23 protein-coding genes and 1 pseudogene are annotated in these 26,934 nt (G+C 73.7%); 10 read left to right on the top strand and 14 right to left on the bottom strand.

Annotated features, from left to right (window positions below):
• Positions 1–119 precede the first annotated feature (119 nt).
• Genes CFP66_RS12485 through CFP66_RS12465 form a run of 5 tightly spaced genes read left to right on the top strand, consistent with a single transcriptional unit; the run spans position 120 to position 5,692 of the window.
• Complete coding sequence (locus CFP66_RS12485; RefSeq protein ID WP_158228077.1) at positions 120–956, top strand: MurR/RpiR family transcriptional regulator; 837 nt, start codon at positions 120–122, stop codon at positions 954–956.
• A 26-nt stretch (positions 957–982) separates the two neighbouring features.
• Positions 983–2,176, top strand: coding sequence for an ABC transporter substrate-binding protein (locus CFP66_RS12480; protein WP_094923262.1), 1,194 nt, complete (start codon positions 983–985; stop codon positions 2,174–2,176).
• Positions 2,177–2,178: 2 nt separating this feature from the next.
• Positions 2,179–3,951: an iron ABC transporter permease gene (locus CFP66_RS12475; RefSeq protein ID WP_233159374.1), complete on the top strand. Its 1,773-nt coding sequence runs from the start codon at positions 2,179–2,181 to the stop codon at positions 3,949–3,951.
• On the top strand, positions 3,948–5,081 hold the full coding sequence (locus tag CFP66_RS12470) for an ABC transporter ATP-binding protein (protein ID WP_094923258.1): 1,134 nt from the start codon (positions 3,948–3,950) through the stop codon (positions 5,079–5,081). Before CFP66_RS12475 ends, CFP66_RS12470 begins: the two co-directional genes overlap by 4 nt.
• Positions 5,078–5,692: a histidine phosphatase family protein gene (locus tag CFP66_RS12465; protein WP_094923256.1), complete on the top strand. Its 615-nt coding sequence runs from the start codon at positions 5,078–5,080 to the stop codon at positions 5,690–5,692. The genes CFP66_RS12470 and CFP66_RS12465 overlap by 4 nt, the downstream gene beginning before the upstream one ends.
• Here CFP66_RS12465 and CFP66_RS12460 read toward each other — a convergent pair.
• From CFP66_RS12460 to cofC, 6 genes are all read right to left on the bottom strand, one after another.
• Positions 5,671–6,591 carry an NUDIX hydrolase gene (locus CFP66_RS12460; protein ID WP_094923254.1) on the bottom strand — a complete coding sequence of 307 codons (921 nt, stop codon included), beginning with the start codon at positions 6,589–6,591 and terminating at the stop codon, positions 5,671–5,673. The genes CFP66_RS12465 and CFP66_RS12460 overlap by 22 nt on opposite strands.
• Entirely contained in the window at positions 6,588–8,963 is a 2,376-nt protein-coding gene (locus CFP66_RS12455; protein WP_198961408.1) for an RNA degradosome polyphosphate kinase, read from the bottom strand. The genes CFP66_RS12460 and CFP66_RS12455 overlap by 4 nt, the downstream gene beginning before the upstream one ends.
• A 33-nt stretch (positions 8,964–8,996) precedes the next feature.
• Positions 8,997–9,443 (bottom strand): protein-tyrosine phosphatase family protein, encoded by a 447-nt coding sequence (locus CFP66_RS12450; RefSeq protein ID WP_094923250.1) that lies wholly within the window; start codon positions 9,441–9,443, stop codon positions 8,997–8,999.
• Positions 9,440–9,844, bottom strand: a complete 405-nt coding sequence (locus tag CFP66_RS12445) for a helix-turn-helix domain-containing protein (protein ID WP_094923248.1) — start codon at positions 9,842–9,844, stop codon at positions 9,440–9,442. The genes CFP66_RS12450 and CFP66_RS12445 overlap by 4 nt, the downstream gene beginning before the upstream one ends.
• A 40-nt stretch (positions 9,845–9,884) precedes the next feature.
• The gene (locus tag CFP66_RS12440) at positions 9,885–12,677 is read right to left on the bottom strand and encodes a DEAD/DEAH box helicase family protein (protein WP_158228076.1); all 2,793 of its coding nucleotides are present in this window, start codon (positions 12,675–12,677) and stop codon (positions 9,885–9,887) included.
• 1,596 nt (positions 12,678–14,273) lie between these two features.
• Positions 14,274–14,939: a 2-phospho-L-lactate guanylyltransferase gene (cofC, locus tag CFP66_RS12435; protein ID WP_094923847.1), complete on the bottom strand. Its 666-nt coding sequence runs from the start codon at positions 14,937–14,939 to the stop codon at positions 14,274–14,276.
• A gap of 70 nt (positions 14,940–15,009) precedes the next feature.
• On the opposite strand from cofC, the gene CFP66_RS12430 reads away from it, so the two are divergent.
• The 4 genes and pseudogenes from CFP66_RS12430 to CFP66_RS49165 form a co-directional block, all read left to right on the top strand.
• A complete protein-coding gene (locus CFP66_RS12430; RefSeq protein WP_094923244.1) occupies positions 15,010–15,717 on the top strand; it encodes a 1-acyl-sn-glycerol-3-phosphate acyltransferase in 708 nt (235 codons plus the stop codon).
• Positions 15,718–15,788: 71 nt separating this feature from the next.
• A complete protein-coding gene (locus CFP66_RS12425; protein WP_233159409.1) occupies positions 15,789–16,730 on the top strand; it encodes an NAD(P)H-dependent glycerol-3-phosphate dehydrogenase in 942 nt (313 codons plus the stop codon).
• 61 nt (positions 16,731–16,791) lie between these two features.
• A complete protein-coding gene (locus CFP66_RS12420) occupies positions 16,792–17,892 on the top strand; it encodes a cystathionine gamma-lyase (RefSeq protein ID WP_094923242.1) in 1,101 nt (366 codons plus the stop codon).
• Between the two features lie 301 nt (positions 17,893–18,193).
• Positions 18,194–18,535: pseudogene (locus tag CFP66_RS49165) on the top strand (transglycosylase family protein); the annotation flags it as partial.
• Positions 18,536–18,624: 89 nt separating this feature from the next.
• On the opposite strand, the gene CFP66_RS12410 reads toward CFP66_RS49165, so the two are convergent.
• The 7 genes from CFP66_RS12410 to CFP66_RS12380 form a co-directional block, all read right to left on the bottom strand.
• Positions 18,625–20,271, bottom strand: a complete 1,647-nt coding sequence (locus CFP66_RS12410; RefSeq protein WP_094923238.1) for an ABC transporter substrate-binding protein — start codon at positions 20,269–20,271, stop codon at positions 18,625–18,627.
• Positions 20,272–20,291: 20 nt separating this feature from the next.
• Complete coding sequence (locus CFP66_RS12405; RefSeq protein WP_094923236.1) at positions 20,292–21,161, bottom strand: ABC transporter permease; 870 nt, start codon at positions 21,159–21,161, stop codon at positions 20,292–20,294.
• Between the two features lie 10 nt (positions 21,162–21,171).
• Positions 21,172–22,122, bottom strand: coding sequence for an ABC transporter permease (locus tag CFP66_RS12400; RefSeq protein ID WP_094923235.1), 951 nt, complete (start codon positions 22,120–22,122; stop codon positions 21,172–21,174).
• Positions 22,115–23,146, bottom strand: a complete 1,032-nt coding sequence (locus CFP66_RS12395; RefSeq protein WP_094923233.1) for an ABC transporter ATP-binding protein — start codon at positions 23,144–23,146, stop codon at positions 22,115–22,117. Before CFP66_RS12395 ends, CFP66_RS12400 begins: the two co-directional genes overlap by 8 nt.
• Complete coding sequence (locus CFP66_RS12390; RefSeq protein ID WP_233159372.1) at positions 23,146–24,174, bottom strand: ABC transporter ATP-binding protein; 1,029 nt, start codon at positions 24,172–24,174, stop codon at positions 23,146–23,148. Before CFP66_RS12390 ends, CFP66_RS12395 begins: the two co-directional genes overlap by 1 nt.
• Positions 24,175–24,243: 69 nt before the next feature.
• Complete coding sequence (locus tag CFP66_RS12385; protein ID WP_158228075.1) at positions 24,244–24,942, bottom strand: PHP domain-containing protein; 699 nt, start codon at positions 24,940–24,942, stop codon at positions 24,244–24,246.
• Positions 24,939–25,559, bottom strand: a complete 621-nt coding sequence (locus CFP66_RS12380) for a CGNR zinc finger domain-containing protein (RefSeq protein ID WP_158228074.1) — start codon at positions 25,557–25,559, stop codon at positions 24,939–24,941. Before CFP66_RS12380 ends, CFP66_RS12385 begins: the two co-directional genes overlap by 4 nt.
• A gap of 106 nt (positions 25,560–25,665) precedes the next feature.
• Between CFP66_RS12380 and CFP66_RS12375 the strand changes: the two genes are divergently transcribed.
• Entirely contained in the window at positions 25,666–26,106 is a 441-nt protein-coding gene (locus tag CFP66_RS12375) for a VOC family protein (protein WP_094923229.1), read from the top strand.
• Positions 26,107–26,141: 35 nt separating this feature from the next.
• On the opposite strand, the gene CFP66_RS12370 is transcribed toward CFP66_RS12375, so the two are convergent.
• Positions 26,142–26,933 carry an SDR family NAD(P)-dependent oxidoreductase gene (locus CFP66_RS12370; protein ID WP_094923227.1) on the bottom strand — a complete coding sequence of 264 codons (792 nt, stop codon included), beginning with the start codon at positions 26,931–26,933 and terminating at the stop codon, positions 26,142–26,144.
• Position 26,934 lies beyond the last annotated feature (1 nt).

Raw genomic sequence — 26,934 nt, 5'->3', positions numbered from 1 at the left:
GGCTCATGGCGATCATCGGTGTCCGGCCCCGGCTCGTAACCTTCGCGACGACCGCTGTTGAATATTTCTTTGCAGTCGCTCCATTGGCTGCAAGTTTCTTTGCAGATACTGTCGTCGCCGTGCCCCTCCGCGACCGGATCGACGAGCACCGCGGACGCCTGTCGCCCGCGGACCGCAGCGTCGTCGACGTCCTGCTCTCCCACCCCACCGAGGCGGCGTTCCTGCCCGCCGAGCAGGTGGCCGAGCGCGCCGGGGTGCATGTGGCGGCCGCGACCCGGCTGGCCAAGAAGCTGGGCTACACCGGCTATCCGCAGCTGCGCTCGGCGCTGCAGTCCGAGTTGCTCGACGGTGTGGACGCCGCCGCCCGCGTCCGCAGGCGCCTGGACCGCAGTCCGGACGACGACCTGGTCTCCGCCCTCGTCGACGACGAGACCGCCGCGCTGCGCGGGGTGCCGCGGGCGGTGGCGCAGGAAGATCTGGACGCGGTGGCCGCTCGTGTCCTCGCTGCGCGGCGGGTTCTGGTCTACGCGCGGGGCAACGCCACCGTCCTGTCGGCCCTGCTCGCGCGGCGGCTGCGCCGGTTCGGGCTGCCGGCCGTCGACCTGCCCGGTTCCGACCGCGACCTCGCCGAGGAGCTGGTGTCGCTGCACCGCGACGACCTGGTCGTCGCGCTCGCCTTCCGCCGCCCGCCGCGCACGCTCGGCCCGCTGCTCGCCACCGCGCACGAGGTGGGCACCCCGGTGGTGCTGGTCACCGACGTGCTGGGCGACGACCACGGCGGCGTCACCACCACCGTGCTGGCCGCCCCCAGGGGGAACGGCCGCGAGTTCCAGTCCCTCACCGTGCCGATGGCCGTCGTCAACGCCCTCGTGCTGACCATCGCCCGCGCCGCGGCGGGCCGCACCACCACGGCGCTCGAGCGGCTCGAGGAGCTGCTCGAGCGTTTCGACACCTGATCCCACCCCCTTCCAGCGGAGCGACCATGACCGCGTCCTGTCCGTCCACTGTGGACAACTACTCGAAGCGCTCCCTCGCCGCGGGCGCCGCCGCCCTCGCGCTGCTGCTGACCGCCTGCGGCGGCGGCAGTCCCACCCCGGCCTCGGCGCCGCCCCCGGTCGCCGACCCCCTCGACACCGCGACCGTCGAGGAGCTGCACGCCCAGGCCCGGCAGGAGGGGCGGGTAGCGGTCTACTCGTTCACCAGCCGCATCGCCGAGGTCGAGGCGGAGTTCGAGGCGACGTACCCGGGCGTCGACGTCGTCGCCACCGACATCTCCTCCACCGAGCAGATCGCGCGCATCAAGGCCGAGGCCGCGGCGGGCGCGCCCGGCGCCGACGTCGCCTACCTCTCCGACGCCCCCGTGGTGCTCGACGAGCTGCTGGCCGCGGGCCTGCTGCGCAACTACGTGCCGCCCCGGGTGGCCGACGCGCTCCCCGCGGAGCACACCGCGCCGCTGCTGGCGAACCGCCTCTCGACCAAGACCCTGGTGTACAACGAGGAGGCCCACCCCGCCGGGCCGCCGGTCACCAACTTGTGGCAGCTCACCGACCCGGAGTGGAACGGCCGGGTGGTGATGGTGGACCCGCAGGTCCGCGGCGACTACCTGGACCTGATGACCGAGGTCGTGCTGCGATCGGACGAGATGGCGGCCGCGCACGATCAGTTGCGCGGCGCGCCCGTGCAGCTCGACGAGGGCATCGCGACTGCGGGCGAACAGTGGATCGCCGATCTCTACGCCAACGGCCTGGTCCTGGTCGACGACACCGACACCGTCAACGCCGCGATCGGGCAGCGTGGCCAGGCTGCGCCGCCGATCGGGTTCACCTCCTACTCCGACCGGCGCGACAACGAGGACGAGGGCTGGGCGCTGCAGGCCGCGACCGGCGTGGCGCCTGCCCCGGGGATCGCGTTCCCGGCCCTGCTGGCCCTCACCGCGGACACCCCGCACCCGGCCGCCGCGCGGCTGCTGGTCGACTTCCTGATGGGCGACGGCTCCGCGACCGGCGGTCCCGCCTACGCGCCGTTCTACGTGCCCGGCGACTACCCGACCCGCACCGACGTCACCCCGCCTGCCGACGCCGTGTCCCTCGACGAGCTCGGGGTGTGGTCGATCGACCCGGCCGCCGTCGCGGAGCGCCGCCGCGAGGTCGCCGACCTGCTGCTGACGCTGGAGTGACGGTGCCGACGACGACGCGGGAACGAGCGCCCGGCCTGCGGGCGGCAGCGGCCGATCCGGTCGTGTGGCTCGGGTGCGTCGTCGCCCTCGTGCTCGTGGTGCTGGTGCTCGCGCCGGTGATCGGGCTGACGGTCACGACCCTGCGCCCGGACGGGATCGGTGCCTGGGCGGACGTGCTCACCGGCAGGCTCGCGCCGTCGTTGTTCCACGAGCCGCTGGCGAACTCGCTGCTCGTCGGCACCACGACCGCGGTGGGGTCGGTGCTGCTGGGCGGCTCGATGGCGTGGCTGGTCGTGATGACCGACGCGCCGGCGCGCCGCACGATCGCGCTGCTGGCGACGGTCCCGTTCGCGCTGCCCAGCTTCGCGCTGGCGCTGGCCTGGGAGACGGTGTTCCGCAACGACCTGGTCGGCGGGCGCGTGGGCCTGCTCGCCGACCTCGGGGTCGTCGTGCCCGACTGGATCGCCTGGGGTCCGCTGCCGATCTCGGCCACGCTGGTGGCCCACTACTACTCGCTGACCTTCCTGCTCGCCGCCGCCGCGCTCGCCACCGTGAACGGGGAGCTGATGGAGGCCGCCGAGATGACAGGAGCGAGCAGGTTCCGGGTGGCGCGCTCCATCGCGCTGCCCGTGGTGGCGCCTGCGCTGGTGTCCGGTGGGCTGCTCGCGTTCGCCGAGGGTGTAAGCAACTTCGCCTCGCCCGCCCTGCTCGGGCTGCCGGTCCGGTTCCAGACGCTCTCCACGCGCCTCTACGGGGCGATCTCCACGGGCGAGACGGCGCGCGGCTACGTGCTCGCGTTGCTGCTCATCGCGGTGGCCGCGACGGTGCTGTTCGCCAGCAACCGGCTGGCGGGCGGGCGCCGCTCCTACGCGACGATCACCGGCAAGGGAGGCAGGCGCAGCCGGGTGGGGCTGGGGCCGTGGCGGGTCCCGCTGACGGTGCTGGCCGTGGCGCTGTGCCTGGCCACCACCGTGCTGCCCGGCCTGGTGCTGCTCGCCTCCAGCTTCGCCCGCCGCACGAACTCGTTCCTCGGCGGCTTCACCACGCACTTCTGGACCGGTGTGTCCGACCCGGCGATCGCGCAGGGACAGCGCGGCGTGCTGCGCAACCCGCAGGTGGTGGACGCGGTGCTGACCACGGTGGGGCTCGGGCTGGCCGTCGCGGTGGCCGCCACCGTGCTGGGCACGGCCGTCGGCTACGCCGTGGTGCGGCTGCGGACCCGGCACGAGCGGGCCCCGCGGGCGCTGGCCGGGGCGCTGTCGACCCTGTCCTACCTGCCCTTCCTGATCCCCGGCATCGCGCTGGGAGCGGCGTTCATCGCGCAGTTCGGCCGGCCGATCGGGCCGCTGCCCGCCCTCTACGGGACGTTCGCGCTGCTGGTGATCGCCGGGGCGGCGTACACGCTCCCGTTCGCCGCGCAGGCCGGGCGCTCCGCGGTCGGGCAGATCGCGCCGGACGTGGAGGAGGCGGCCGTGATGGCGGGCGCGGGCCTCGCCCGGCGCGCGGGCCGCATCGTCGTACCACTGGCGGCGCGCGGCCTGCTGGCCGGCGCGGTGCTCGTGTTCGTCAACATCGTGCGCGACCTGTCGCTGGTGGTCCTGCTCGTGACGCCGGCGACCCCGCTGCTGTCGGTGCTGACCTACCGCTACGCGTCCGAGGGCTTCGCGCAGTTCGCGAACGCCATCACCGTGATCATCGTCGTGATCTCCGTGGCCGCCACCGTGTTGGCGCGCCGGCTGGAGGGTGCGGCGCAACCCTGGCAGGAGGACAGATGACGACGGGTATCCGGCTGGCCGGGCTGCGCAAGGACTTCGGCGCCACGGCGGCCGTCGACGGGATCGACCTCGAGGTGCCCGCAGGGGCGTTCCTCGTGCTGCTGGGCCCGTCGGGCTGCGGCAAGACGACGACGCTGCGCATGCTGGCGGGCCTGGAGCACCCGACGGGCGGCGAGATCCGCTTCGGCGAGCGGGTCGTCGCGGGCCCCGGTGTGGCGCTGGCTCCGGGCCGTCGCGACGCCGGGCTGGTGTTCCAGAGCTACGCGCTGTGGCCCCACATGACGGTGCGCAGCAACGTCGAGTGGCCGCTGGTGGTGGCGCGGACTCCGGCGGCGCAGCGTCGGGAACGCGTGGAGGAGGTGCTGGAGCTGCTCGCGATCGAGCGGCTCGCCGGCCGCTACCCGGGGGAGATCTCCGGGGGGCAGCAGCAGCGCGTGGCGATCGCCCGGATGATCGCGCCGCGGCCGAGCGTGCTGCTGTTCGACGAGCCGCTGTCCAACCTCGACGCCAAGCTGCGGGTGGAGACCCGCGCCGAGCTGCTGCGCATCCACCGGGCGACCGGGGCGACCAGCGTCTACGTCACGCACGACCAGGTGGAGGCGATGACCATGGCCACGCACGTGGCACTGATGCGCGACGGCCGGGTCGAGCAGTTCGGCCCGCCCGCCGACCTGCTCGACGATCCGGCCAGCGACTTCGTCGCGACGTTCATGGGCACGCCCGCGGCCAACGTCCTCGACGCGGTCGTCCGGAACGGGCGCCTCGACCACGGGGGCACCGACCACGGGGGCACCGACCGCGGGGGCACCGATCTCGGCCCGGCGAACGGCCTGGCCGACGGCACCGAGGTGCGCGTGATGTACCGACCGGAGTCCCTGTGGCTGAGCTCGGCCGGCGCCGGCGGGCCGGTGCTGCGCATCGCGTTCGCGGAGGCCACGCCGATGGCCGGGCGCGTGGTCGTCACCGGTGTCGTGGGGGACCCGGCGCGCCGGGTGCGGGTATCGGTGCTCGAGGACCGCCGTCCCGCCGTCGAGCCGGGTGACCCGCTGCTCGTGGCCCTCCCCGAGCGGCCCGACCGGATCTTCGACGCCGCGACCGGCCGCCGGGTCGACCTGGTGCGCGCCGCATGAGGCTGCTGCTGGTGCGCCACGGCGAGACCGTGTGGAACGCCGAGCGCCGCCTGCAGGGCGACCGGGACATCCCGCTGTCGGCCGCCGGACGCGCGCAGGCGATCGCGCTGGCCCCGGTGGTGGCCGCGCACGCCCCCGCGCACGTGGTGACGTCGCCGCTGGCGCGGACCCGCGAGACCGCGGAGCTGCTCGGCTTCCCCGGAGAGCGCCGCGACGCCCGCTGGCAGGAAGCCGACCTCGGGGACTGGACCGGCCTGAGCATCGCCGTGCTGCGCGAGCGCGATGGGGCCTACGCCGACTGGCGGGCCGGGCGGTTCACCCCGCCCGGCGGTGAGCCGTTCGCGGCGCTGACCGAGCGGGTGGCGGCCGGTGTGGCCGACCTGCGGGCCGATCCGGGTGCAGGCGTGGTGCTGGTCGTCACCCACGGCGGGCCGATCCGCGCGGTCGTGCGGCACCTGCTGGGGCTGGAGCCGGCGCGGATCGTGCCGGTCGGGCCGGCCAGCCTCACCGTGCTCGACCTCGACCCCGGCGGCCCCCGCCTGCGCGGCTACAACATCGGCCCCGCCGTCGAACGGGCCGTCGAGGCGGTTCAGCCGGTGGGGCGCTCGTAGTAGTCGGCCGCGCGCAGGTCGCCGTCGGGCCCGAAGGTCAGCAGCCAGGTGCTGCCCTTCTTCGCCGGCAGGTCGTCCGGATCGATCCCGGGCAGGCGGGCGGGCGTCACGAGGGCCCTTACCAGGCCCGGGATGACCCCGCCCTGGCTGCACACAACGGTGACGCCGGGCGCGTCGGCGAGCTCGCGGAACCGGGCGAGCGCGCCGGCCTGGTCGTCCCAGTAGGCGGCCTCGCCGAACAGCGGCTCGTCGCCGATCGCCATGTCCAGCTGCGCCGCCAGGGGGACGAGGGTGTCGCGGCAGCGCACGGGCGGCGCGCTCATCAGCCGGTCGGGCCCGAACAGCCGCAGCAGCGGGTCGAGGTGCTGGGCCTGCTCGTGGCCGGAGCCCGAGAGCGGGCGCAGCGCGTCGTCGCCCTCCCACTGGTTGCGGCTGCCCGCCTTCGCATGCCGCACGAGGGCGACCACCGATGCGGGCGGCCCGAGCCGGGTGAACTGCTCGAGCAGCTCGACGTCGTGCCGGTAGGTCAGCAGCTCGACGGCCTGCGCCGGCTCGACCCAGCGGAGCTCGTCGGTCTCGTCGCCGGGGACGAAATCGCCACCGCGGGCCTCGGCCGCCCAGTACCGCACGAGCTTCCCGCCCTCGGGCACGGCGTAGCGGACGTCGCCGAGCACCGGCCCGAGCCGGGCCTGCTGCCCGGTCTCCTCGGCGATCTCGCGCACCGCGGCGAACGGCATCGTCTCGTCCGCGTCGAGCTTGCCCTTGGGGAACGACCAGTCGTCGTAGCGGGGCCGGTGCACCAGCGCGATCTCGACGCCGTGCGGGACGCGGCGCCACAGCACGGCGCCGGCGGCGAGCACGTCAGCGGCGGTGGGCTCCGTGACGCGGGGCGCGGTCACTCGGACTCCGTGGCCGGCGGGGCGGCGTGGCGCAGCATCATCTCGGCCTGGTGGTCGCGTACCGGTGAGACGCCCGAACCGGGGGCGGGGGACGGTTCCCACGGGCCTCCGGCGTGCAGGGTCCAGCACCGGGTGGCCGGGTCCATGCAGGAGTCGAACATCTCGCCGAGGTTGCCGGCCAGGCGCGGGTCGGCGACCCGCAGCAGCACCTCGACGCGGCGGTCGAGGTTGCGGTGCATCATGTCGGCGCTGCCGAGCCAGTACTCGTCCGCGTCGACGAAGTGGAACACCCGCGAGTGCTCCAGGAAGCGGCCGAGGATCGAGCGCACCCGGATGTTCTCCGACAGACCCGGACGGCCGGGCCGCAGCGCGCAGATCCCGCGGACCACGACGTCGACCGGCACGCCGGCCTGCGAGGCGCGGTACAGCGCGTCGATCACCTGCTCGTCCACGAGCGAGTTGACCTTGATGCGGACGCCGGCGTCGCGCCCCGCCCGCTTGGCCTCGATCTCGTCCTCGATGCGTCGCACGATGCCGCGCCGCACGCCGTAGGGCGCGACGAGCAGGCTGCGGTAGGAGGTCTGGCGGGAGTAGCCGGTGAGGGAGTTGAACAGGTCGGCGAGGTCGGCGCCGATGACCGGATCGGCGGTGAGCACCCCCAGGTCCTCGTAGAGCCGCGCGGTCTTGGGGTTGTAGTTGCCGGTGCCGACGTGGCAGTAGCGGCGGATCGTGGAGCCCTCCTGGCGCACCACCAGCGAGGTCTTGCAGTGCGTCTTCAGGCCCACCAGCCCGTAGACGACGTGCACGCCCGCCTTCTCCAGCTCGCGCGCCCAGCGGATGTTGGCCTGCTCGTCGAAGCGCGCCTTGATCTCGACGAGCGCGACGACCTGCTTGCCGGCCGCCGCGGCGTCGATGAGGGCGTCGACGATGGGGGAGTCGCCGGACGTGCGGTAGAGCGTCTGCTTGATCGCGAGGACGTTCGGGTCGGCGGCGGCCTGCTCGATGAACCGCTGCACGCTCGTGGAGAACGAGTCGTAGGGGTGGTGCACCAGGACGTCGCCCTCGCGCAGGGTGGCGAAGACGCTGCGCGGGGTCTCGCGGTCGGCGAAGGCCGGGTGCGTGGCCGGCACCCAGGTGTCGTCCTTGAGGTCGGGGCGGTCCACGCCGTGCACCGCCCACAGGGCGGTGAGGTCGAGCAGTCCCGGCACCGTGATGACGTCGTGCGGGTCGACGTCGAGCTCGCGCAGCAGCAGCTCCAGCACGTGCTCGCTCATCGTGTCGGTGACCTCGAGGCGCACCGGCGGGCCGAACCGGCGACGGGCGAGCTCGCGCTCGAGCGACTGCAGCAGGTCCTCGTCGCGGTCCTCCTCCACCTCGAGGTCGGCGTTGCGCGTGACGCGGAACGCGTGCACCTCGGCGACCTCGACACCCGTGAACAGCTCGTGCAGGTGGGCGGAGATCAGGTCCTCGATGGGCAGGAACGTGACGGTGTCGTCGTCGGTGCCCACGCGCACGAGCCGCGGCACGTTGTTGGGCACCTTGACCCGGGCGAAGCGTTCCGTGCGCGCGTCGGGATCCCGGACGGTGACGGCCAGGTTGAGCGAGAGCCCCGAGATGTAGGGGAACGGGTGCGCCGGGTCCACCGCCAGCGGCGTGAGCACCGGGAAGACCTGCGCGGTGAAGTACGCCGACAGCCGTTCGCGCTGCTGGTCGGACAGGTCGCTCCAGCGCAGGATGCAGATGCCCTGCCCCTCCAGCTCGGGGCGCACGTCGTCGAGGAAGACGCGGGCGTGCGCCTCCTGGATCGCCTGCGTGCGGGACGCGATGCGGGCGAGCTGCTCGCGCGGTGTGAGGCCGTCGGCGCTGCGGACGGCGAGACCGGTCTCGTCGCGGCGCTTCAGGCCCGCGACGCGGACCATGTAGAACTCGTCGAGGTTCGAGGCGAAGATCGCCAGGAACTTGGCGCGCTCCAGCAGCGGCTGGCTCGGGTCCTCGGCGAGGGCGAGCACCCGCGCGTTGAAGTCCAGCCAGGACAGCTCGCGGTTGAAGTAGCGGTCGTCGGGGAGCTCCGAGACCGGGGCGGGCGTGCGCGCGGGCGGGCTGACCGGCACCGCGGCGGCCGCCGACGAGGCCGAGCCCGTGGGCGGGTTCGCGGTACGCACCCCGGTGGCGGGCGCGGCCGGTCCGGGCGCGGCTCGTTCCGCGGGGGCCGAGGTCCCCGCGGGTAGCGTGCTGCTCGCCGCGTGCACCCGGCGTGTGGACGGCCGGGGGGCGCGCCGTCCTGCACGGGGGCGTCGGGCGGGCGTTTCCTCGCCCGAACCGTTGGTCGGGGTCTTGCTCGCGTCCTCACCCACAACGCGATTGTTCCGCACGACCGCGCGGAGTGCTCGTGAGCGTGACCGACGTCAGGATGAACGGTGGGTGGCGAACCACCCGATGAAGCGGCGCTGGCCCGGTGTCTCGACCGCGCGGGGGCGGTAGTGGGCGCGGGTCCACGCGAGCGCGTCGGCGGCAGGGTGCCCGGCGAGCACCGCCATGCACGCGATCACCGTGCCGGTCCGTCCCGTGCCGCCGGTGCAGGCGACCTCGACGCGCTGCCCGGACCGGGCGAGCCGGTACGCCTCGACGATCTTCGCGGCGGCGTCCTCGGGCTCGCGGGGCACGCGGAAGTCGGGCCAGTCGATCCACGCGGCGGGCCAGTCGGGCCGCCACGGGTTCCGCCGCGGGCGGTCGGGGCGGCCCAGGTACAGGCCGTACTCGGGCAGGGGGCCCGGGGGGAACGCCTCGCGGCGCCCGCGACCGCGGACGAGGGTGCCGTCGGGTAGCGCCACCGTGCCGGTGAGCGGGTTCATGCGGCGTCCTCGGTCAGGGTCCGGACGAACCGCAGCAGCTCGACGGTCTCGTCGATCCGCGCGATGATCACGATCTTCAGGCGGGCCCGCGCGGGGTCGTGGACCGTCTCGATGCGCGGCGCCGGGTCCTCGGTGCCCCGGGGCAGGTCCGTGAGGACGCTCGCGATCCGATCCGCACCGGTGGCGTCGACGGCGTCGACGTCCACGATGCTCGTGACCTCCACCCCGCGAGTGGGCGCCGGACGTCCGGTCAGAGCCTCCAGATCGGCGCGGGCGATGCGGTACTGCTTCCCGATGCGGACCGCGTCGAGCCGCCCGTCCCGCACGTAGCCGCGCACCGTGCGCACGTGCAGGCCGAGCCGATCGGCGACCTGCTCCACCGAGTACCAATCCTGCTGCATTCTTCCTCATCCTTCCCTGTACAGGGAATTATAGGGAAGTTCACTCCCACGTGATTCGCAGGGCCGTGTGCGCGTCGAGCGGGGAGAGGCCCCGGCACGCGGCGAGCAGCAGCGCACCTTCCGTGCTGCGGGTGTAGATCGGGCCGGCACCCTGGCTGACCCAGCACCACCAGGCGATCCCGAAGGCGTCCGCGCGCTCGCGCTTGTCCCCGAGGACGGTCGGCACCGCGTGCCGGGCGATCGCGAGCCGAGGGTCCCGGGGCGCACGCCACCCGGCCCGCACCGCGGCCCAGCGGCCGTCGCCCGGATCGGGCACGACGTAGCGGCCGATGAGGTAGCGGGGGTCGGCGGGTGCGCTGAGCACCTCGTCCAGCGCGGTGGCGTAGCGCTGCGATGCATCGGCGTCGACGCCGGTGAGGTGGAACTGCCAGGCCCCGGACCCGTCCGGCTCCACCGTCACCGCGTCGGCGCCACGGTCGGTCAGCCCGGCCGTGTGCAGCGCGTCCGCCGTGGCGTATGCCATGGCCGTCAGGTCGGGGCTCGAGCGGGCGACCTCGCGCAGCCGGCGGCCCCGCTCGTGCGCGTGCCGGACGTGCGTGCCCAGCGACACCAGCGTGGCGAGGACCAGCAGCAGGCCGGCGACTCCCGGCCCGGTGCCGAGCAGGGTGGCGGTGCTCGCCACCACGAGCACGGTGTCGACCAGCCAGCGCACCGACCGCGCGTCGGTCGAGAGGCCGGTGGCGGCCGGCACCACGGCAGGCGGTTGCGGCGGCAGGTCCCGGACGGCGGCGGGTGTCACCACCCGCACCGCGTGCGCCGGCCGGTCGGCGTAGGGCTCGCCGATCCGCCACAGCTCCCGCGTCCGATCCCGGTCGCGGCAACGCCGCAGCATCCGCTGCTCGACCTCCTCGAGTGCGGCGACCGAAGGCGGGCCGAACGCCGAGAGCCCGGCGTCGACGTGCGCCACCCCGGCCAGCACGACGCCGTGCTCGGTGGCGCCGTAGTAGCCGTCGTGCTTGCGGACGAAGCGCGCGTAGTCCGCTGCGCCCTTGGGGTGGCGCCGATCCACGCACACCACGGACCAGGTGTGCGCCACCTTGTCCGGCTGCTCCGGATCCAGGCGCAGTGCGCGCCCTCGCAGCTGCACGACCGACGTGGCGGTGGTGGCCTCGGTGAGATCGACCAGCGTGTTCACCACCGCGCAGTCCCATCCCTCGCCGAGCAGGGCGCGCGTGCCGATCAGGGTCAGCGACGCGCCGGACTCGAAGTACCGCGTCACCAGGGGCACCCACTGGCGGGAGGTCCAGCTGCCCCGGACCTCGACCACGCCGGCGGCGTCGACCGGCACCGGTGCGAGCCGGAGCTCGGGGGCGACCTCCGCCGCGTAGGAGACGAGCGCCCGCGCGACGCCCGCGTCCGCGGCGACCGTGCGCCCGGTGACCAGGACCGGCCGCAGGTCGGGCAGCTCCCGCTGCAGGAGCCGCAGTGCCAGCCGCGCCGAGCCGGCCTCGTCGTCGAGCACGCCGACCAGCCCGGCGGGCACGGTCGCCCGTGCCTGCTCGTGGTCGCAGACCACCACGGCCCGTAGCCGCTCGCCGAGGTTCTGGTGCTCGTCGGCCAGGATCCGGCAGGCAGAGTCGATCTTGGCCGAGCTCCGTGCGAGCACCCGGTCGACGGGGGAGCGGCCGGCGCGGATCCCGCCACGGGTGATCCGGTATCCGAAGCCCCGCAAGGCCTCGCGGATCGCCGCGTGCGCGTGCTCGTCGCGCGGGTCGTGGCTGCGGGCGAGGAACTGGTGGACGTAGAGGTGCAGCAGCTGCATCCAGTCGTCGGAGTCCGGCGGGCGCCGGTGCCGCTCGTGCAACCGGGCGCCCTCGGGCAGGGCCAGCAGCGAGGCGTGGTGGAAGCGCAGCGCAGCGTCGGCCGTCTCGGGCCGCTCGCGCGCGAAGCGGTGCCACGGAACCGCCGGTCCCTCGCCCGCGTGGTGCTCGCGCCGCACGACGGAGCGGTCCAGCCACGGCAGGAAGCCGACGCCGGCGAACCCCGGGTCGAGCAGGTCGGAGGTGAGCGCGTCGAACCGTTCGGCCTGCGTGGCCAGCCACGTCTCCTCCCGCCCGGTCGGGACGGTGATCCGGGCGAGCTCCGCGTAGGGGGCCAGCAGGCCGTCACGCACCATCGCCGGGATCGACGGGCCGGTCACCAGCCGCCCGAAGAGGCGGTCCACCAGCACGCGCTCGGCCTGGGTGAGCGCATCCGGCGGGGTCGCGGTCAGCCCGATCACGGTGGCGTCGGGCAGGCGCTCGAGCACCTCGGCGAGCAGCTCGCCCCACACGTCGAGCAGGTGGTGGCACTCGTCGAGCAGCAGCGTGACCGGCTGCCGGCCCAGCGCGTCGACCAGCTCCCGACCGGCCGGGCGCAGCCGCCGGATGTGCGGGTCGCGGTCGCGCCCGTCGGCGTCGACCTCGGCGTCGGGGTCGAAGCTGGCGAGGCTCTGGTAGGTCAGGGCCGTCAGCGGCGCATCGAGCGCGCGGTCGGAGGAGCCGGGCGGGGGCTCGGGGACGAACCGGGCCCACTCCGCGAGCCACTGACCCTGGATGGCCGTGTTCGGGGCGAAGGCGACGATCGGGCGCCCCAGGCGGCGGGCCGCCTCCAACCCGACGACGGTCTTCCCCGCGCCGGGTGGCAGCACCACCCACGCCCGGCGCTGCTCCGCCAGCACGCCGGCGAGCCCGTCGAGCGCGTCCAGCTGGTGGGGGCGCAGCGACACGCCGGGCCGCAGCGTCGCGAACCGCCCCGCCACGTCGGTCAACCCGCCCACCCCGTCGTCGATCACGGCGGAGCCTAGTTGGACAGCGGTCGATCGGTGCCAGGCACGTGATCGGTCCGAGCCTCGCGCCGGCCTGTCGCGGTGATCGTCAGGAATGATGTCAGGACGACAGATCTGAGCGTGTTGCCGAATTGGGGCCCGCGGCCGCGCGATGGTGATCGCTGCGAGAAGCACCTGACGTCGCCACGACAGCACCCCCGTACTTCTCGGACCGATCACCCGGCCCTGATCGCCCCGAGAAGTACGCCACCGTCGCAACACCCACCCCCCGTGCTGCTCGGACCGATCACCCGGCGGTGATCGCCCCGAGAAGTACGCCACCGTCGGAGCACCCACCCCCCGTGCTGCTCGGACCGATCACCCGGCGGTGATCGCCCCGAGAAGTACGCCACCGTCGCAGCACCCACATCCAGGTACTGATCAGACCGATCACCGCGGACCGCGTCCCGACCGGCAGTGTCGAGCACGGGCGGATGGTCGTGGCCGAAGATCGACCACCATGTGCCCGTGATCGACGTAGCGCTCGCGGTGCGGGCGCCTGACCGATTCGGCATCAGCCCGGTGCAGCGCATGTCCCGATCCCGCCGATCATGGCAGCGAACGCGCCTCGAGCCAGCCCGATGATCATCGTGAGGCGGTGGATCGGGACCACCGCAAGGCGGGCACGCACCCAGCAGGGCGGGCTCGTCCCGAACGGGCCTGGGCCCGCGCCGGGGACGGCCGCCCACCCAGCCACGATATTCGGCAGTTCTGCCAACCCGGCCACCCCGCCGACCGGCAGGAGCAGGGGAAACCCGGCCGACTACGCCGAAGACCAGGGCCGGGCCGTGAGGCAATGGTCACGAGCCGGGAACGGCCCGCCCACAGGAGATCCCACGACGACGTAGACGTGAGCGGGGTTGGATCTTCCCCGAACCCCGCTCACGTCTACCTGGTCGTGCAACGGGCGCGGAACGCGGAACCTGGACGGCTACGTCCGCGGGATGCGCCACGAGCGAGACGTCAGCGGGGTTGGATCTCCAGCAGACCCCGCTCACGTCTCATTGATCATGCAACGGTCGCGTTCCGGAACGTGAGGTGGCCGTGATCAGCGGAAATGGTGGGAGGTCGACAGATCGAGCGTGTGGCCGGCTCGGGCCTCGGATGCCCGGTGGTGATCGCTGCGAGAAGCACCTGACGTCGCCGCGACAGCACCCGCGCACTTCTCGGACCGATCACCCGGCCCTGATCACTCCGACAAGTGCGCCGCTGTCGCAGTGACCGCTCGTAGGTACTGCTGGGATCGATCAGCTGGCCGTGATCGCTCGAGAAGTGCGCCACTGTCGCAGCGACCGCTCGCAGGTACTGATCGGATCGATCACCGCGGGCCGCGTCCCCGACCGGCAGCGCCCGCGGTGCGGGCCGTGACCGATTCGGCAACAGGCTCATCTGTCGCGCCGGCACCACTCCTGCTGATCATGGGCAGGACGAGGTAGACCTCAGCGGGGTTCGCCGAAGATCGAACCCCGCTGACGTCTACGTGGTGATGAGGCCTCCTGTGGGCGGGACATTCCCGGCTCGAGGCGCTGGCCCGGTTCGGCGAGGAGACCGCTTCCGGCCGGGTCAGCAGCGGGGGGTGGGGGTCAGCACGCCGCTGGTGTTGCGGCCGAGGCCCAGGGCGGCGGCCTCGCGCAGGTCGTCGGCCGTGTCGACGTCGCGGCGCAGGCCCGGCCACTCCCCGGCCAACGGGCGGGCGCCGGACTCCTCGTGGCGCCGCGCCGAGCCCACGCCGAACCGCGGGTCGAGGGGCGTGCCCGGGGCGGCGAGCAGGAAGGTGGTGCCGGTGCCCTCGGCGTCGGCCACGAACGCCCGCGCTGCGCCGGCCGTGAAGAGGGCGACGGCGGCGGCCACCGCGTCGTCGAGGTCTGCGGGGTGCAGGGCGGGCAGGTCGGCCTGCAGCGCGCCCACCACGGCGTGCGGATCGCGGTCGCGCAGGAAGGCGGCGCCCCGCTCGTAGGCGAGGTTCAGGCCGGGCACCGGACCGTCCGGGAGCACCTCGACGCCGAATACGCCCAGCTCGGCGGCCACCACCGGGTCGGAACTCACCACCAGTAGGTGCCGGACGGACGGGGCGGCCCGCACCGCCTCGATCGTGTCGCGCGCGAGCGCCATCGCCAGCCGGGCGTGCGCCCGGGGCTCACCGATGCCGCCGTCGGCGGCACCACGCAGCCGCGACTTCGCCTTCGTGAGCGGCTTGACCGGGATCACCAGGTCCACCGTCGAGGTCATCGAACCCACCCCTCCATCGTGCCCGACCCCGTGGTGGACCGTGGGCGCCCGGCCAGGAAGACTCTGGCACGTGGTCAGGCGTGAGAAGGGTGGGTTCTGGATCGCGTTCTGCGCGGTCTTCTTCTACCCGATCAGCTGGCTGGTCGGCCGCTCCCGTTTCGAGGGCAGGGAACACGTCCCCGCGTCCGGCGGGGCACTGATGGTCGCGAACCACCTCTCCCACATCGACCCGATCTTCAGCGGGCTCGTGGTGCACCGGTCGCGCCGGGTGCCGCGGTTCCTCGCCAAGCACAGCCTGTGGCGCGCGCCCGTGCTCGGCTGGGCGCTCGCCGGGAGCGGCCAGATCCCGGTCTACCGGGACACCGCCGACGCGCAGCAGAGCCTGCGCGAGGGCACCCGGGCGCTGCAGGACGGCAAGGTCGTGGTGATCTACCCGGAGGGCACCATCACCCGCGACCCGGACGGCTGGCCGATGCAGGCGCGCACCGGGGTCGCCCGGCTGGCGCTGTCGTCCGACGTGCCCGTGGTGCCCTTCGTCCACTGGGGCACGCGCGAGGTGCTCGACGGCTACAACAAGACGTTCCGGCCCTTGCCGCGCAAACCGATCACGATCCGGTGTGCCGAGCCCATCGACCTCTCCGCCTACCGCGGCCGCCCGATCGACGCCGCGATCCTGCGCGAGGTCACCGACCTGATCATGGTGCGGGTGCGTGATCTGCTCGCCGAGGTGCGGGGCGAGCAGGCGCCCGCGGAGTTCTACCGGCGGAGCCCTTCGTGAGCGGCGCCGTGGAGGTCCGCCGGGTCGCGGTGCTCGGCGCGGGGTCGTGGGGCACGGCGTTCGCGAAGGTGATGGCCGACGCGGGCCGGGAGGTGCGGTTGTGGGCGCGTCGGCCGGAGGTGGCCGCCGCGGTGAACGAGCGGCACGCGAACCCCGGCTACCTGCCCGGCGTCGTCCTGCCGACGCTGCTGACGGCCACGGCCCACGCCGGCGAGGCCCTGGAGGGCGCCGACGCGGTGGTGCTCGCGGTGCCGTCGCAGACGCTGCGGGCCAACCTCGCGGGCTGGCGCCCCCTGCTGCCGCCCGGGCGCACGGTGGTGAGCCTCGCGAAGGGTGTGGAGCTGGGCACTCTGCAGCGGATGAGCGAGGTGGTCACGGAGGTCGCGGGCGTGCCCGCGGACCAGGTGGCCGTGGTGTCCGGGCCGAACCTCGCCCGCGAGATCGCCGCCGAGGAGCCGACCGCCACGGTGATCGCCTGCGCCGACCACGACCGCGCGGTGGCGCTGCAACACGCCTGCACCACCGGCTACTTCCGCTCCTACACCAACACCGACGTGGTCGGCTGCGAGCTGGGCGGCGCCGGCAAGAACGTCATCGCGCTGGCGTGCGGGATCGCCGCGGGCATGGGGTTCGGCGACAACACCCGGGCGTCGCTGATCACGCGCGGGCTCGCCGAGACCGCCCGCCTGGGCGTCGCCCTGGGTGCCGACCCGTTGACGTTCGCCGGTCTGGCCGGGCTCGGCGACCTGGTGGCCACCTGCTCGTCGCCGCTCTCGCGCAACCGGACCTTCGGCGAGCACCTCGGCCGCGGCGATTCGCTGGCCCGGGCCGAGGCGGCCAACCACGGCCAGGTCGCCGAGGGCGTGAAGTCGTGCAAGTCGATCTGCGCTCTGGGTGACCGGCACGGCATCGAGCTCCCGATCGCCGACGCCGTGCGCCGCGTCTGCCACGAGGGCCTGTCGGCGGCGGAGATGGGCAAGGAGCTGATCAGCCGAGCCCCCCGGCCCGAATAGCCCGTGCGTGGATACGAGTGCTCCAGCACCCGTATCCACTCACGGCCGTAAGGTCTTCCGCGTGGCTGGGGACGGGACGCGGTGCACGCACGGGGGGCACGCGCGCGGCGTGCCGGGGGACCCGGTGCACCCGGGGCCGGTGCTGTCGTCGACCTTCCACCTCGGCGCCCCCGCCGACCCCACGCCCGCCGACTTCTACGGCCGCGCCGACAACCCCACCTGGCGGGCGCTGGAGGCCGCGATCGGGGAGCTCGACGGCGGCGAGTGCGTGGTGTTCGCATCCGGGATGGCCGCGATCGCCGCGGTGCTGCGGATCGCCGCCCGCGACGGCGCGCTCGTGCTGCCGTCGGACGGCTACTACCTCGCGCGCGCGCTCGCGCACGACGAGCTCGGGCCGATGGGCGTCGAGGTCCGCGAGACGGTGACGGCCGCGCCGCTCCCACCGCTGGACGGCGTCGCGCTCCTGCTGCTGGAGACGCCGTCGAACCCAGGGCTCGACGTCGCCGACATCGCCGCGGCCGCCGCGACCGCCCACGCCGCAGGCGCGCTGCTGGCCGTCGACAACACCACGGCCACCCCGCTGGGGCAGCGCCCGCTCGAGCTGGGCGCCGACCTGGTGATCGCGTCGGACACCAAGGCCCTCGCCGGGCACGGCGACGTGGTGCTCGGGCACGTCAGCACCCGCGATCCCGCGCTGCTCGCCCGGCTGCGGGAGGCGCGATCGCGGGGTGGGGCGGTGCCCGGGCCGATGGAGGCGTGGCTCGCCCACCGCGGGCTCGCGACGCTGGACCTGCGGCTGGCCCGGCAGGCGCAGAACGCCGCCGCGCTCGTGCCGGTGCTGCGGGCACACCCGGCCGTCGCCGACGTGCGCTGGCCCGGCGACCCGCACGACCCGGCCCACGCCGTGGCGTCCCGGCAGATGCGCCGCTGGAACGGCGTGCTGCGCTTCACCCTGGCTTCGGAAGCGGCGGTCGGGCAGTTCCTCGCGGCGTCGCGCCTGGTCGGCTCGGCCACCAGCTTCGGCGGCCCCCGCAGCACGGCCGACCGCAGGCAGCGGTGGGGCGACGACGTGGCAGCCGGTCTCCTGCGCTTCTCGGCGGGCTGCGAGGACACCGAGGACCTGGTCGCCGACGTCCGCGCCGCGCTGGATGCGATCCGCTGACCTGCGGGTTCCGATCATGTTGGCGGTCACATTTCTGCATGATCGTCGTGTGAGCCGCGCCTCTATCACGGCCTGATCACGAAAGCCATTCACTGAAGCGCGTCGTGATCAATTCGCCTTGTGCGCTGCGTGGATATGCCCGGAGCTTCTCGGAGAAGCACTGTTACGTGACTCTCCTCACCCGTCGACTTGGTTTGACGCGGGCCGCTGACCTGCACGTACGGTCGTTGCAGTCGGCAGGATGAATGAGCCGCCGATGCCCCGAGAGGCAATCCCCCCGCATCGAGGAGAAACCCCAAGAATGGCTTCGCGCTCCCGTATGTCCACCCCCAAGCACTTCCTCCGGCTCGCCGTGGCCGGAGCGATCGCGGTCGGCGCCCCGCTCGCCATGGCCGGTACCGCCAACGCCGCCCCGTCCGGCGTCTGGGACAAGCTCGCCCAGTGCGAGAGCAGCGGCAACTGGTCGGCGAACACCGGCAACGGCTTCTCCGGTGGCCTGCAGTTCACGCAGTCCACCTGGAAGGCCTTCGGCGGCGAGGGCAAGGCGCACAACGCCAGCCGCGCCGAGCAGATCGCCGTGGCCGAGCGCGTCCAGGACGGCCAGGGCTGGAACGCTTGGCCCGCCTGCTCGGACAAGCTCGGCCTGCGCTGATCCCGGGCGCCCGCAGCGCTGAACGAACGGCACTCTCGTCGGCTAGGTAGCGACGAGAGTGCCGTTCGTCGTGTGCGGGGTTACTCGCGGCCAGGGGCCTCCGGGCCCAGCCAGATCCGCGCCTGGTGGCGGGTGCCGTAGTCCGGGTGGGGCCAGGCGTCGTGCACGTACGGCGCGGAGATCGACAGGCCGTCGTAGACGTAGAGCGGCACCGGGTTGGACACGTTCTCGATGATGTAGCGCTGGATCTCGTGCAGTTGCTGCTCGCGCGTGGCCCGGTCCAGCTCGCCCCGCTGCTCGGTGATCATCTGGTCGAGCGCCGGGTCGGCGATGCCGTACCAGTTGCGCGGGCCCTCGGAGGCCCACTCGCTGCTGAGGTAGTCGTCGGCGGTGAGCATCGGGGTCTGCAGCCCGTAGCCCATGTCGTAGTTCTCGCCCGCGAAGCTCTCGGTGAAGTACGTGGCGTAGTCCTGCAGCACGAGCTCCACCTGGATCCCGACCTCGGCGAGGTCCTGCTGCACCCACTGCGCCTCGCGCACCACGTTCTCCCCGTACCCGTCGGTGAGGATCATCCGCGTGGAGAGGCCCTGCGGGAAGCCGGCTTCGGCGAGCAGGGCGCGCGCCTGCTCCGGGTCGTGCGGCTGCAGCGCAGCGGCCTCCTCGGAGGGCAGCCCGCCGAACAGCGTGGGGGTGACGGGGCCCGTGACGGCGCCGCCGGCCCGGATCGTCTCCAACATCCCCTGCCGGTCGATCGCGAGCGCGACGGCACGGCGCACGCGCAGGTCGTCGAACGGCGCGCGGCCCTGGTTCATGTACAACCGGGCCTGGGTCAGACCTTGCTCGCGGGTGAGCTTGGCGTCCGGGTCCTCGGTGAGGATGCGCTCGGCCTGCGCGAGGTCGAGCGACAGCGCGCTGAGGTAGTCGGTCTGGCCGGTGCGGAACGCGGCGATCGCCGCGGTCTGGTCCGGCACGATCGAGACCTGGACGCGCTCCATGTAGGGCTGGCCCTCGACGTAGTAGTCGGGGTGGGCCGTGAGCACGCGCTCGCGGTCGCGTTCCCAGCGCTCGAGCACGTAGGGCCCGGTGCCGATCGCGGTGGTGGACACGTCGAACTCGCCGCGGGCGGCCTCGCACGGCAGCATCCACATGAAGTGGCCCGCCATGTTGGTGTCGAACTCGGCGTAGGGCTCGGTGAGCTGGAAGACCACGGTGTACGGGTCGGGCGCGGAGACCTCCTGCACCATCGAGAGCTGGCTGACCTGCTGGCCGGGCAGCTCCCGGATGCGCTGGACGGTGCACAGCACGTCGTCGGAGGTGAACTCCCGCCCGTTGACCGGGGCGACGTCGTGGAACCGCACCCCCTGGCGGAGGTGGAACGTCCACGTGGTGCCGTCCGCGGAGGTCTCCCAGCTCTGCGCGAGGTCACCTTCGAGCTCCGGTGCGCCGTAGGGGACGTCCGGGCCGGTCTTGAAGTCGACCAGCTTGCTGTAGGTGGAGCCGATCGCGATGTGGGTGTTGAACGACGACTCCTCGTGCGGGTCGAGCGAGCGCGCGTCCGAGGGCAGCGCGTAGCGGAACGTGCCGCCGGCCTGGGCCGGACCGGCATCCTCCCGCGGGCTGCTCTCGTCGAGGGAGACGCCGCCCGGTCCGCCGCCGGGGGCGCTGAAGCACGCCGTGCCGAGCAGCGCGACGAGCACGAGGGCGAGCACCAGCCGGTACGAGCGCATGTGGACTCCCAGGTGGTCGGCTAGCGGGACTGTTTGGGGTCGAAGACGTCGCGCAGCGCGTCGCCGAGCAGGTTGAAGGCGAGCACCCCGACGGTGAGCGCACCGCCGGGGAACACGACCATCCACGGGGCGATCTCCATGTACCGCGAGCCGTCGGAGAGCATCGCGCCCCACGACGGCGTGGGCGGCGGGGTGCCGATGCCGAGGAAGCTCAGGGCCGACTCGGCGATGATGACGATCGCGAACATGAGGCTGGTGACCACGAGGATCGGCGCCAGCAGGTTGGGCAGCCCGTGGTGGCGCAGGATCCGCCAGGTGCTGCAGCCGCTGGCGCGGGCCGACTCGACGTAGAGCTCCTCGCGGATGCGCAGCATCTCCCCGCGCGCGACCCGGTTGAACGAGGGCACGACGAGCAGGCTGAGCGCGATCACCGTGTTGCGGATGCTCGGGCCGAGCAGCGCCGCCACGAACAGCAGCAGCACGATCCCGGGGATCGCCATGAGGGTGTCCATGATCCGCTGCAGCAGGGTGTCGATCCAGCCGCCGGCGAAGTAGCCCGACACCACGCCGAGCGCGACGCCGAGCGCCCCGCCGACGGCGAGCGTGCACACCGCCACCAGCAGCGACGTGCGGGCGCCGTAGAGCACCCGGCTGAAGATGTCGCGGCCCAGGTCGTCGGTGCCCATGAGGAACTGCCCGCCGGGCAGCTGCAGGAAGTCCTCGCGCTGCTGGGCGGTGGGGTCGAAGGGTGCGATGACGGGCGCGAGCACCGCCGCCACCACGAGCAGGACCACGACGGCGCCGGCGACGACGCCGAGCGGCTGGCGGCGCAGCAGGCGCAGCGCGCGGCGGGTGCCGCCGGCCGGTGCGTGGGTGGTGACAGCGCTCATCGAAGGCTCCTCACGCGTACCGGATCCGGGGGTCGATCACGCCGTACAGCACGTCGACCGCGAGGTTGACCAGCACGAACACCGCGCCGTACACGACGACGCAGCCGAGCACCACGGGGTAGTCGCGCACCTGCACCGACTCGAAGATCAGCATGCCCATGCCGGGGATCGCGAAGATCGATTCCAGGATCACGGTGCCGCCCAGGATGTGGCCGATCTGCAGGCCCAGCAGGCTGAAGACGGGCACCAGCGAGTTGCGCATCGCGTGGGTGAACAGCACCGTGCGCTCCGGCGCGCCCTTGGCCCGCACCGTGCGCACGAACGGTGAGCGCAGTACCTCCAGCAGCGACGAGCGCAGCATCCGGGCGATGGCCGCCATGCCCGCCACGCCCAGCGCGATCGCGGGCAGCGCCATGTGCACGAGGTTGGAGCCCAGGTCCTCCGCCGGCGTGCGGTACACCAGCGGCGGCGACCAGCTGAACCACAGCGCCAGGTAGGTGACCAGCAGCAGGCCGAGCCAGAAGTTGGGGATCGACAGCCCCGCCACGGACACGGCGCGCAGGCTCTGGTCGAGCCAGCTGTTCTGGCGCACGGCCGACAGCAGGCCCAGCGGCACCCCCAGCACGACGGTCACCAGCACCGCCATCACCCCGAGCTGCAGGGTGGTGGGCAGCCGCTCGGCGATCAGCGCGGTGACCGGCTCGCCGCTCTGGAACGAGGTGCCGAAGTCGCCGCGCACGGCGTCGGTGACGAAGACCCAGAGCTGGGTGAGCAGCGGCTGGTCCAGGCCGAGCTGCGCGGCGCGCTCCGCGAGCTGCTCGGGGGTGACGTTCGGGGCGTCGGCGAGCTGCAGGCGCACGACGTCGCCGGGGATCAGGCGCAGCGTGAGGAACACGAAGACGGTGACGAGCGCGACGACCAGGACGCCGTAGAGCCCGCGGCGGACGACGTACTCAAGCACGGTCGGCCTCCCCGAGCAGGTGGCACGACGCGGTGCGGCCCGGGCCCGCGGCCACGGCCTGCGGCGCGACGCTGCGGCAGGGGTCGAACGCGTGCGGGCAGCGGGGGTGGAAGTGGCAGCCGCTGGGCGGGTCGCTCGGGCTGGGCGTCTCCCCGCGGACGACGCCGCGGCGGCGGCGCACCGGGTTGCGCGGGTCGGCCGCGATCGCGGCCGCCAGGCTCTGCGTGTACGGGTGGCGCGGGTCGGCCAGCAGCGCCTCGGCAGGCCCCTGCTCGACGATCCGGCCCAGGTACATGACGCAGACGCGGTCGGACACGTAGCGCACGACGTTGAGGTCGTGGGCGATGAACAGGTAGGACAGCCCGAGCTCGGCCTGCAGCCTGCGCAGCAGGTTGAGCACCTGGGCCTGCACCGAGACGTCCAGCGCGCTGACGGCCTCGTCGCACACCAGCAGCCGCGGGTCGGTGGCCAGCGCGCGGGCGATGCCGATGCGCTGGGCCTGCCCGCCGGAGAACTGGTGCGGGTAGCGGTCGAGGTCGCTCGCGGAGAGCCCGACGAGCTCGAGCAGTTCGCCCGCGCGCTGCCGGGCCGCGCGCCCGGAGGAGATGCCCTGTGCCTCGAGCGGCTCGGTGATCACCGAACACACCGTCATGCGCGGGTCGAACGAGCTCACCGGGTCCTGGAAGACGATCTGCATCTGCCGGCGCAGCGGGGCCAGCTCGCGGGCGGACATCCCGGCGATCTCGCGGCCGCCGAAGCGGATGCTGCCGCTCGTGGGGTCGAGCAGACGCAGCACCAGCCGGGCCACCGTCGACTTCCCGGAGCCGGACTCGCCGACCAGTCCCACGGTCTCGCCCGGACCGATCCGGAACGACACCCCGTCGACGGCCTTGACCTGCCCGACCGTGCGGCGCAGCAGGCCGCGGGTGATGGGGAAGTGCTTGACGAGGTCGGTGACCTCCAGCAGGTCACCGGCTGCGGAGGCGTCGGCGGGCACCGGGCGTACCGCGGGCGAGGACGACATCAGGCCCCCTTCGTGGTGACCGCGGCCCGCAGCGGGCGCTCCTGGCCGGGCCGGTGCAGCAGGCATCGGGCCCCGCGGTCACCGGGCAGCTCGTGCAGGACGGGCTCCTCGCGCCCGCACTCGTCCCAGGCCAGGGTGCAGCGGGTGTGGAAGCGACATCCCGACGGCATCGCGCGCAGCGGCGGCACGGAGCCCGGGATCGCGGCGAGCGGCTGCGCGCGGTCGGTGCCCGGCGTGGGCATCGCGTCCAGCAGCGCCGCCGTGTACGGGTGCTGCGGGTCGCGCAGGACGTCGGCGGTGGCGCCCTGCTCGACGACCTGGCCCGCGTAGAACACGACCACCCGGTCCGCGGTCTCGGCGACCACGCCCATGTCGTGGGTGACCAGCAGCATCGCGCTGCGGTACTCGCGTTGCAGATCACCGAGCAGCTCGAGGATCTGGGCCTCGATCGTGACGTCGAGCGCGGTGGTGGGCTCGTCGGCGATCAGCAGCCGGGGCGAGCACGCCAGCGCGATCGCGATCATCACGCGCTGCCGCTGCCCTCCGGAGAGTTGGTGGGGGAAGCTCGCGAGCCGCCGGCGCGGGTCCGGCATGCCGACCTGCTCCAGCAGCTCGGCCGCGCGCTCGCGGGCCTCGCGCTTGGAGATGCGGCGGTGCAGCCGCAACGCCTCGACGATCTGGTGCCCGACGCTGTAGAGCGGGTCCAGCGACGACATCGGGTCCTGGAAGATCATCGCGATCTCGTTGCCGCGCACCCGGCGCAGCGCGCGGCGGTCGAGCGCGGCGAGGTCCTCGCCGTCCCAGAGCACCCGGCCCCCGCTGATCCGGCCGCCGTCGAGCAGCTGCAGCACGGCGAGCGCGGTGACGGTCTTGCCGGAGCCGGACTCGCCGACCACCGCGACGGTCTCCTGGGCGCCGACCGAGAAGCTCACCCCCGACACCGCCTCGACCGTGCCGTCAGGGGTGTCGAACGCGACGCGGAGGTCCTCGACCTGCAACAGGGGCGGGGTGGGCACGGTGGTGGGCACGCAGCCTCCTCGTTGGGGCGCGGGTGCGCTCGCAGCGCTGCGAGCGGCCAGAACCGTTAGAATCCAGCTCTAGAACGCGTCTCGATCGTGCGGCACGTCACGTCCGCTGTCAAGGCTCGGGTAGCGCAGCGCATGGGGTCGCAGCTCCCCGGCCACGCGGCCGCGGCCCAGCGCGTCGAGGAAGTCCGCAGGTCCGTCGAAGTCGGGCATCTCGACGTACGCGGCGCCGATCCCGGGCCCGTCGTGCGCGTCCGAGCCCGCCGACGCCGGCAGGCTGTGCCGGGCGGCCAACCCGGCGGCCGCGACGTTGTGCGCGGCGTCCCCGACCTTGGCGTTGAACGCCTCCACGAAGTCGACGGCGCCGGCCGCGCACAGCCCGTCGGCCACCGCGCCGGTGCCCGAGCGCACCGGGTCGTAGGGGTGCGGGAGCCCGACGAGCCCGCCCTGCGCGCGGATCCGCGCCACCACTTCCGGCAGCGGCAGCACGTACGGGATCCGCTCGCTGAGGAACAGGCCGAGCACCTCGCCGTCGGGCGTGCGGATCTCCTCGCCGACCTCGATCCGCACGCCGAGGTCCCGCTTCCGCGCCGCCACGGCCGCAGCGACCTCGTGGTGGTCGGTCACGAAGACGACGTCGATGCCCGCGGCGACGGCGCGTTCGGCCAGTTCCTCGATCCCGAGCACGGAGTCCCCGGAGGCGACGGTGTGGACGTGGCAGTCCACGCGCACCCGTCCCGCGGGCAGGGGGTGGCGGCCGGGCCGGCTCACGGCGCCGCGGCTCTGCGTGCGGCGGCGTTCTTGGCTCGCCGGCGCTCGACGAACGCGCGCTGCTTGGCCGCGGCGCCGCACGCGCTCATCGAGCACCACACGCCCGAGTTGTTGCGCGAGGTGTCGTAGAACGCCGCTCGGCACCGCGGCTCGCGGCACACCTTCAGCCGCTGCCAGGTGCGGTCGCGGTCGGCGAGGACCGCGGTGCCCAGGAGCGTCGCCATCAGGCGTCGCACCGGTGTGGAATCGTGTGGCTCCAGTCGGGGCCCGCTCCCGCCGCCGTCGAAGGCGGTGTGCAGCTGCAGGCCTGCAGCGACCTGGTCGAGCCGGTCCAGGGCGGCGACGTCGGCCGGCTGCTCGGCGTCGTTGTGGCGGGCCAGGGCGGCGCGGATCCCTTCACGGACGGCCCGTGCGACCTCGAGGTCCGGGCCTGCGACCTCGCGGTCGGCGATGTCGGTGCCGCGCTCGCGGCACCACCGGGCGAGGTCGGCGGGCGACTGCAGGCCCTCGTCCCCCTCGCCGGTGGTGACCCGGCCGAACCAGGTGTTGACCAGGCTCTGCAGGGCGTCGAGCGGGGGTGGGGCGGGTGCGCGGGCGTCGGACGGGGGTGCAGCCATGTCCAAGATGTTACCAATAAAACCCATTGACTGGTCACCTGTTGCCTTCTAACTTGAAACGGCGGTCACAGCGTGGCCGTCCGGCATCCGACCCCAGGGAGAACCGATGTTCCGCGGATTCGCGACCATGAACCTCTACGCCGACGACCTCGCCGCCGCCCGTGACTGGTACGCGGAGCTGTTCGGTGTCGAGGCCTACTACGCCTACCCGGACGCCCCGGCGAGCCCGGCCTACGTCGAGTTCCGCATCGGCGACGACGGTGACGAGATCGGGCTCATCGATCGCCGCTACGCCCCGCCCGGGGCCGCGAACGCACCCGGCGGAGCGGTGATGTACTGGCACGTCGACGACCTCGGGAGCGCCGTCGACCGGTTGCTCGCGCTGGGGGCGCGGGAGTACCAGCCGATCACCGAACACGGCGACGGCTCCGGTTTCGTGACCGCGTCCGTGGTCGACCCCTTCGGCAACCTGTTCGGCGTCATGAACAATCCGCACTACATCGAGGTCGTGGCCGGGAGGGCACAGACGTCGGCGACGCCGGTCTGAGCGGTGCCGTCCCGGGGCCCGCGCGGCAGCGGGCCTCACCGGGGCGGCCCGGGCGCGGCGCCCAGCTCGGCGAGCAGGTCCTGGGAGTAGGCCACCCGGCCGGTGAGCAGTGGCCCACCGGGGCGGCACAGCGCCAGCGCGGCCTCGGCCATCACCTCCGGCGACTCGGCGTCGGGGTCGTCCTCGCTGGTGAGGTGGTGGTGCAGGGTGCCGGGAGTGGGCACGACGCGGTTGGGCGAGAGCGCGTTGACCGCGACGCCGTCGGCGTACACCTCGGCGGCCAGGCCGGTGCTGAACCGCTCGATCGCGGCCTTGCACATCCCGTAGACGGTGCCGCCGCGCCCGGCCCGCTCGAGCGGCGGGTGGATCGCGGCCCGCGAGGAGATGTTGAGGATCGCGCCGCGGCCCCGCTCCCGCATGCCCGGCAGGACGCGCCGGGCCAGGTCGAACGGGGCGGTCACCTGCACCTCGAACATCAGCGCGAAGCGCTTGTCGGAGAACTCGGTGACCGGGGTGAACCAGGTGACGGCCGCGTTGTTCACCAGCACGTCGATCGGGCCGAGCCCGGCTTCCACCTGCTGCACGAGCGCCACGCGGTCGGTGGGCCGGGAGAGGTCGGCCCGCACCGCGAGCCCCTTCCCGCCGGCCGCCTCGATCGCCGCGACGGTCTCCACGAGCGTCCCCGCGAACCGCGACTCGCCTTCCGCCGCGGTGCGCGCCGCCACCGCCACCGCGGCGCCCTCGGCCGCGAGCCTGCGCGCGATCGCCGCGCCGATGCCCCGGCTGGCGCCGGTGACGAGCGCGACCCGTCCGTCGAGCTGTCCCATG

Source organism: Pseudonocardia sp. MH-G8, from assembly GCF_002262885.1.
Taxonomy (GTDB): domain Bacteria; phylum Actinomycetota; class Actinomycetes; order Mycobacteriales; family Pseudonocardiaceae; genus Pseudonocardia.
The sequence above is the reverse complement of the archived record's forward strand: the minus strand, read 5'-3'. Positions and strand labels throughout refer to the sequence as shown.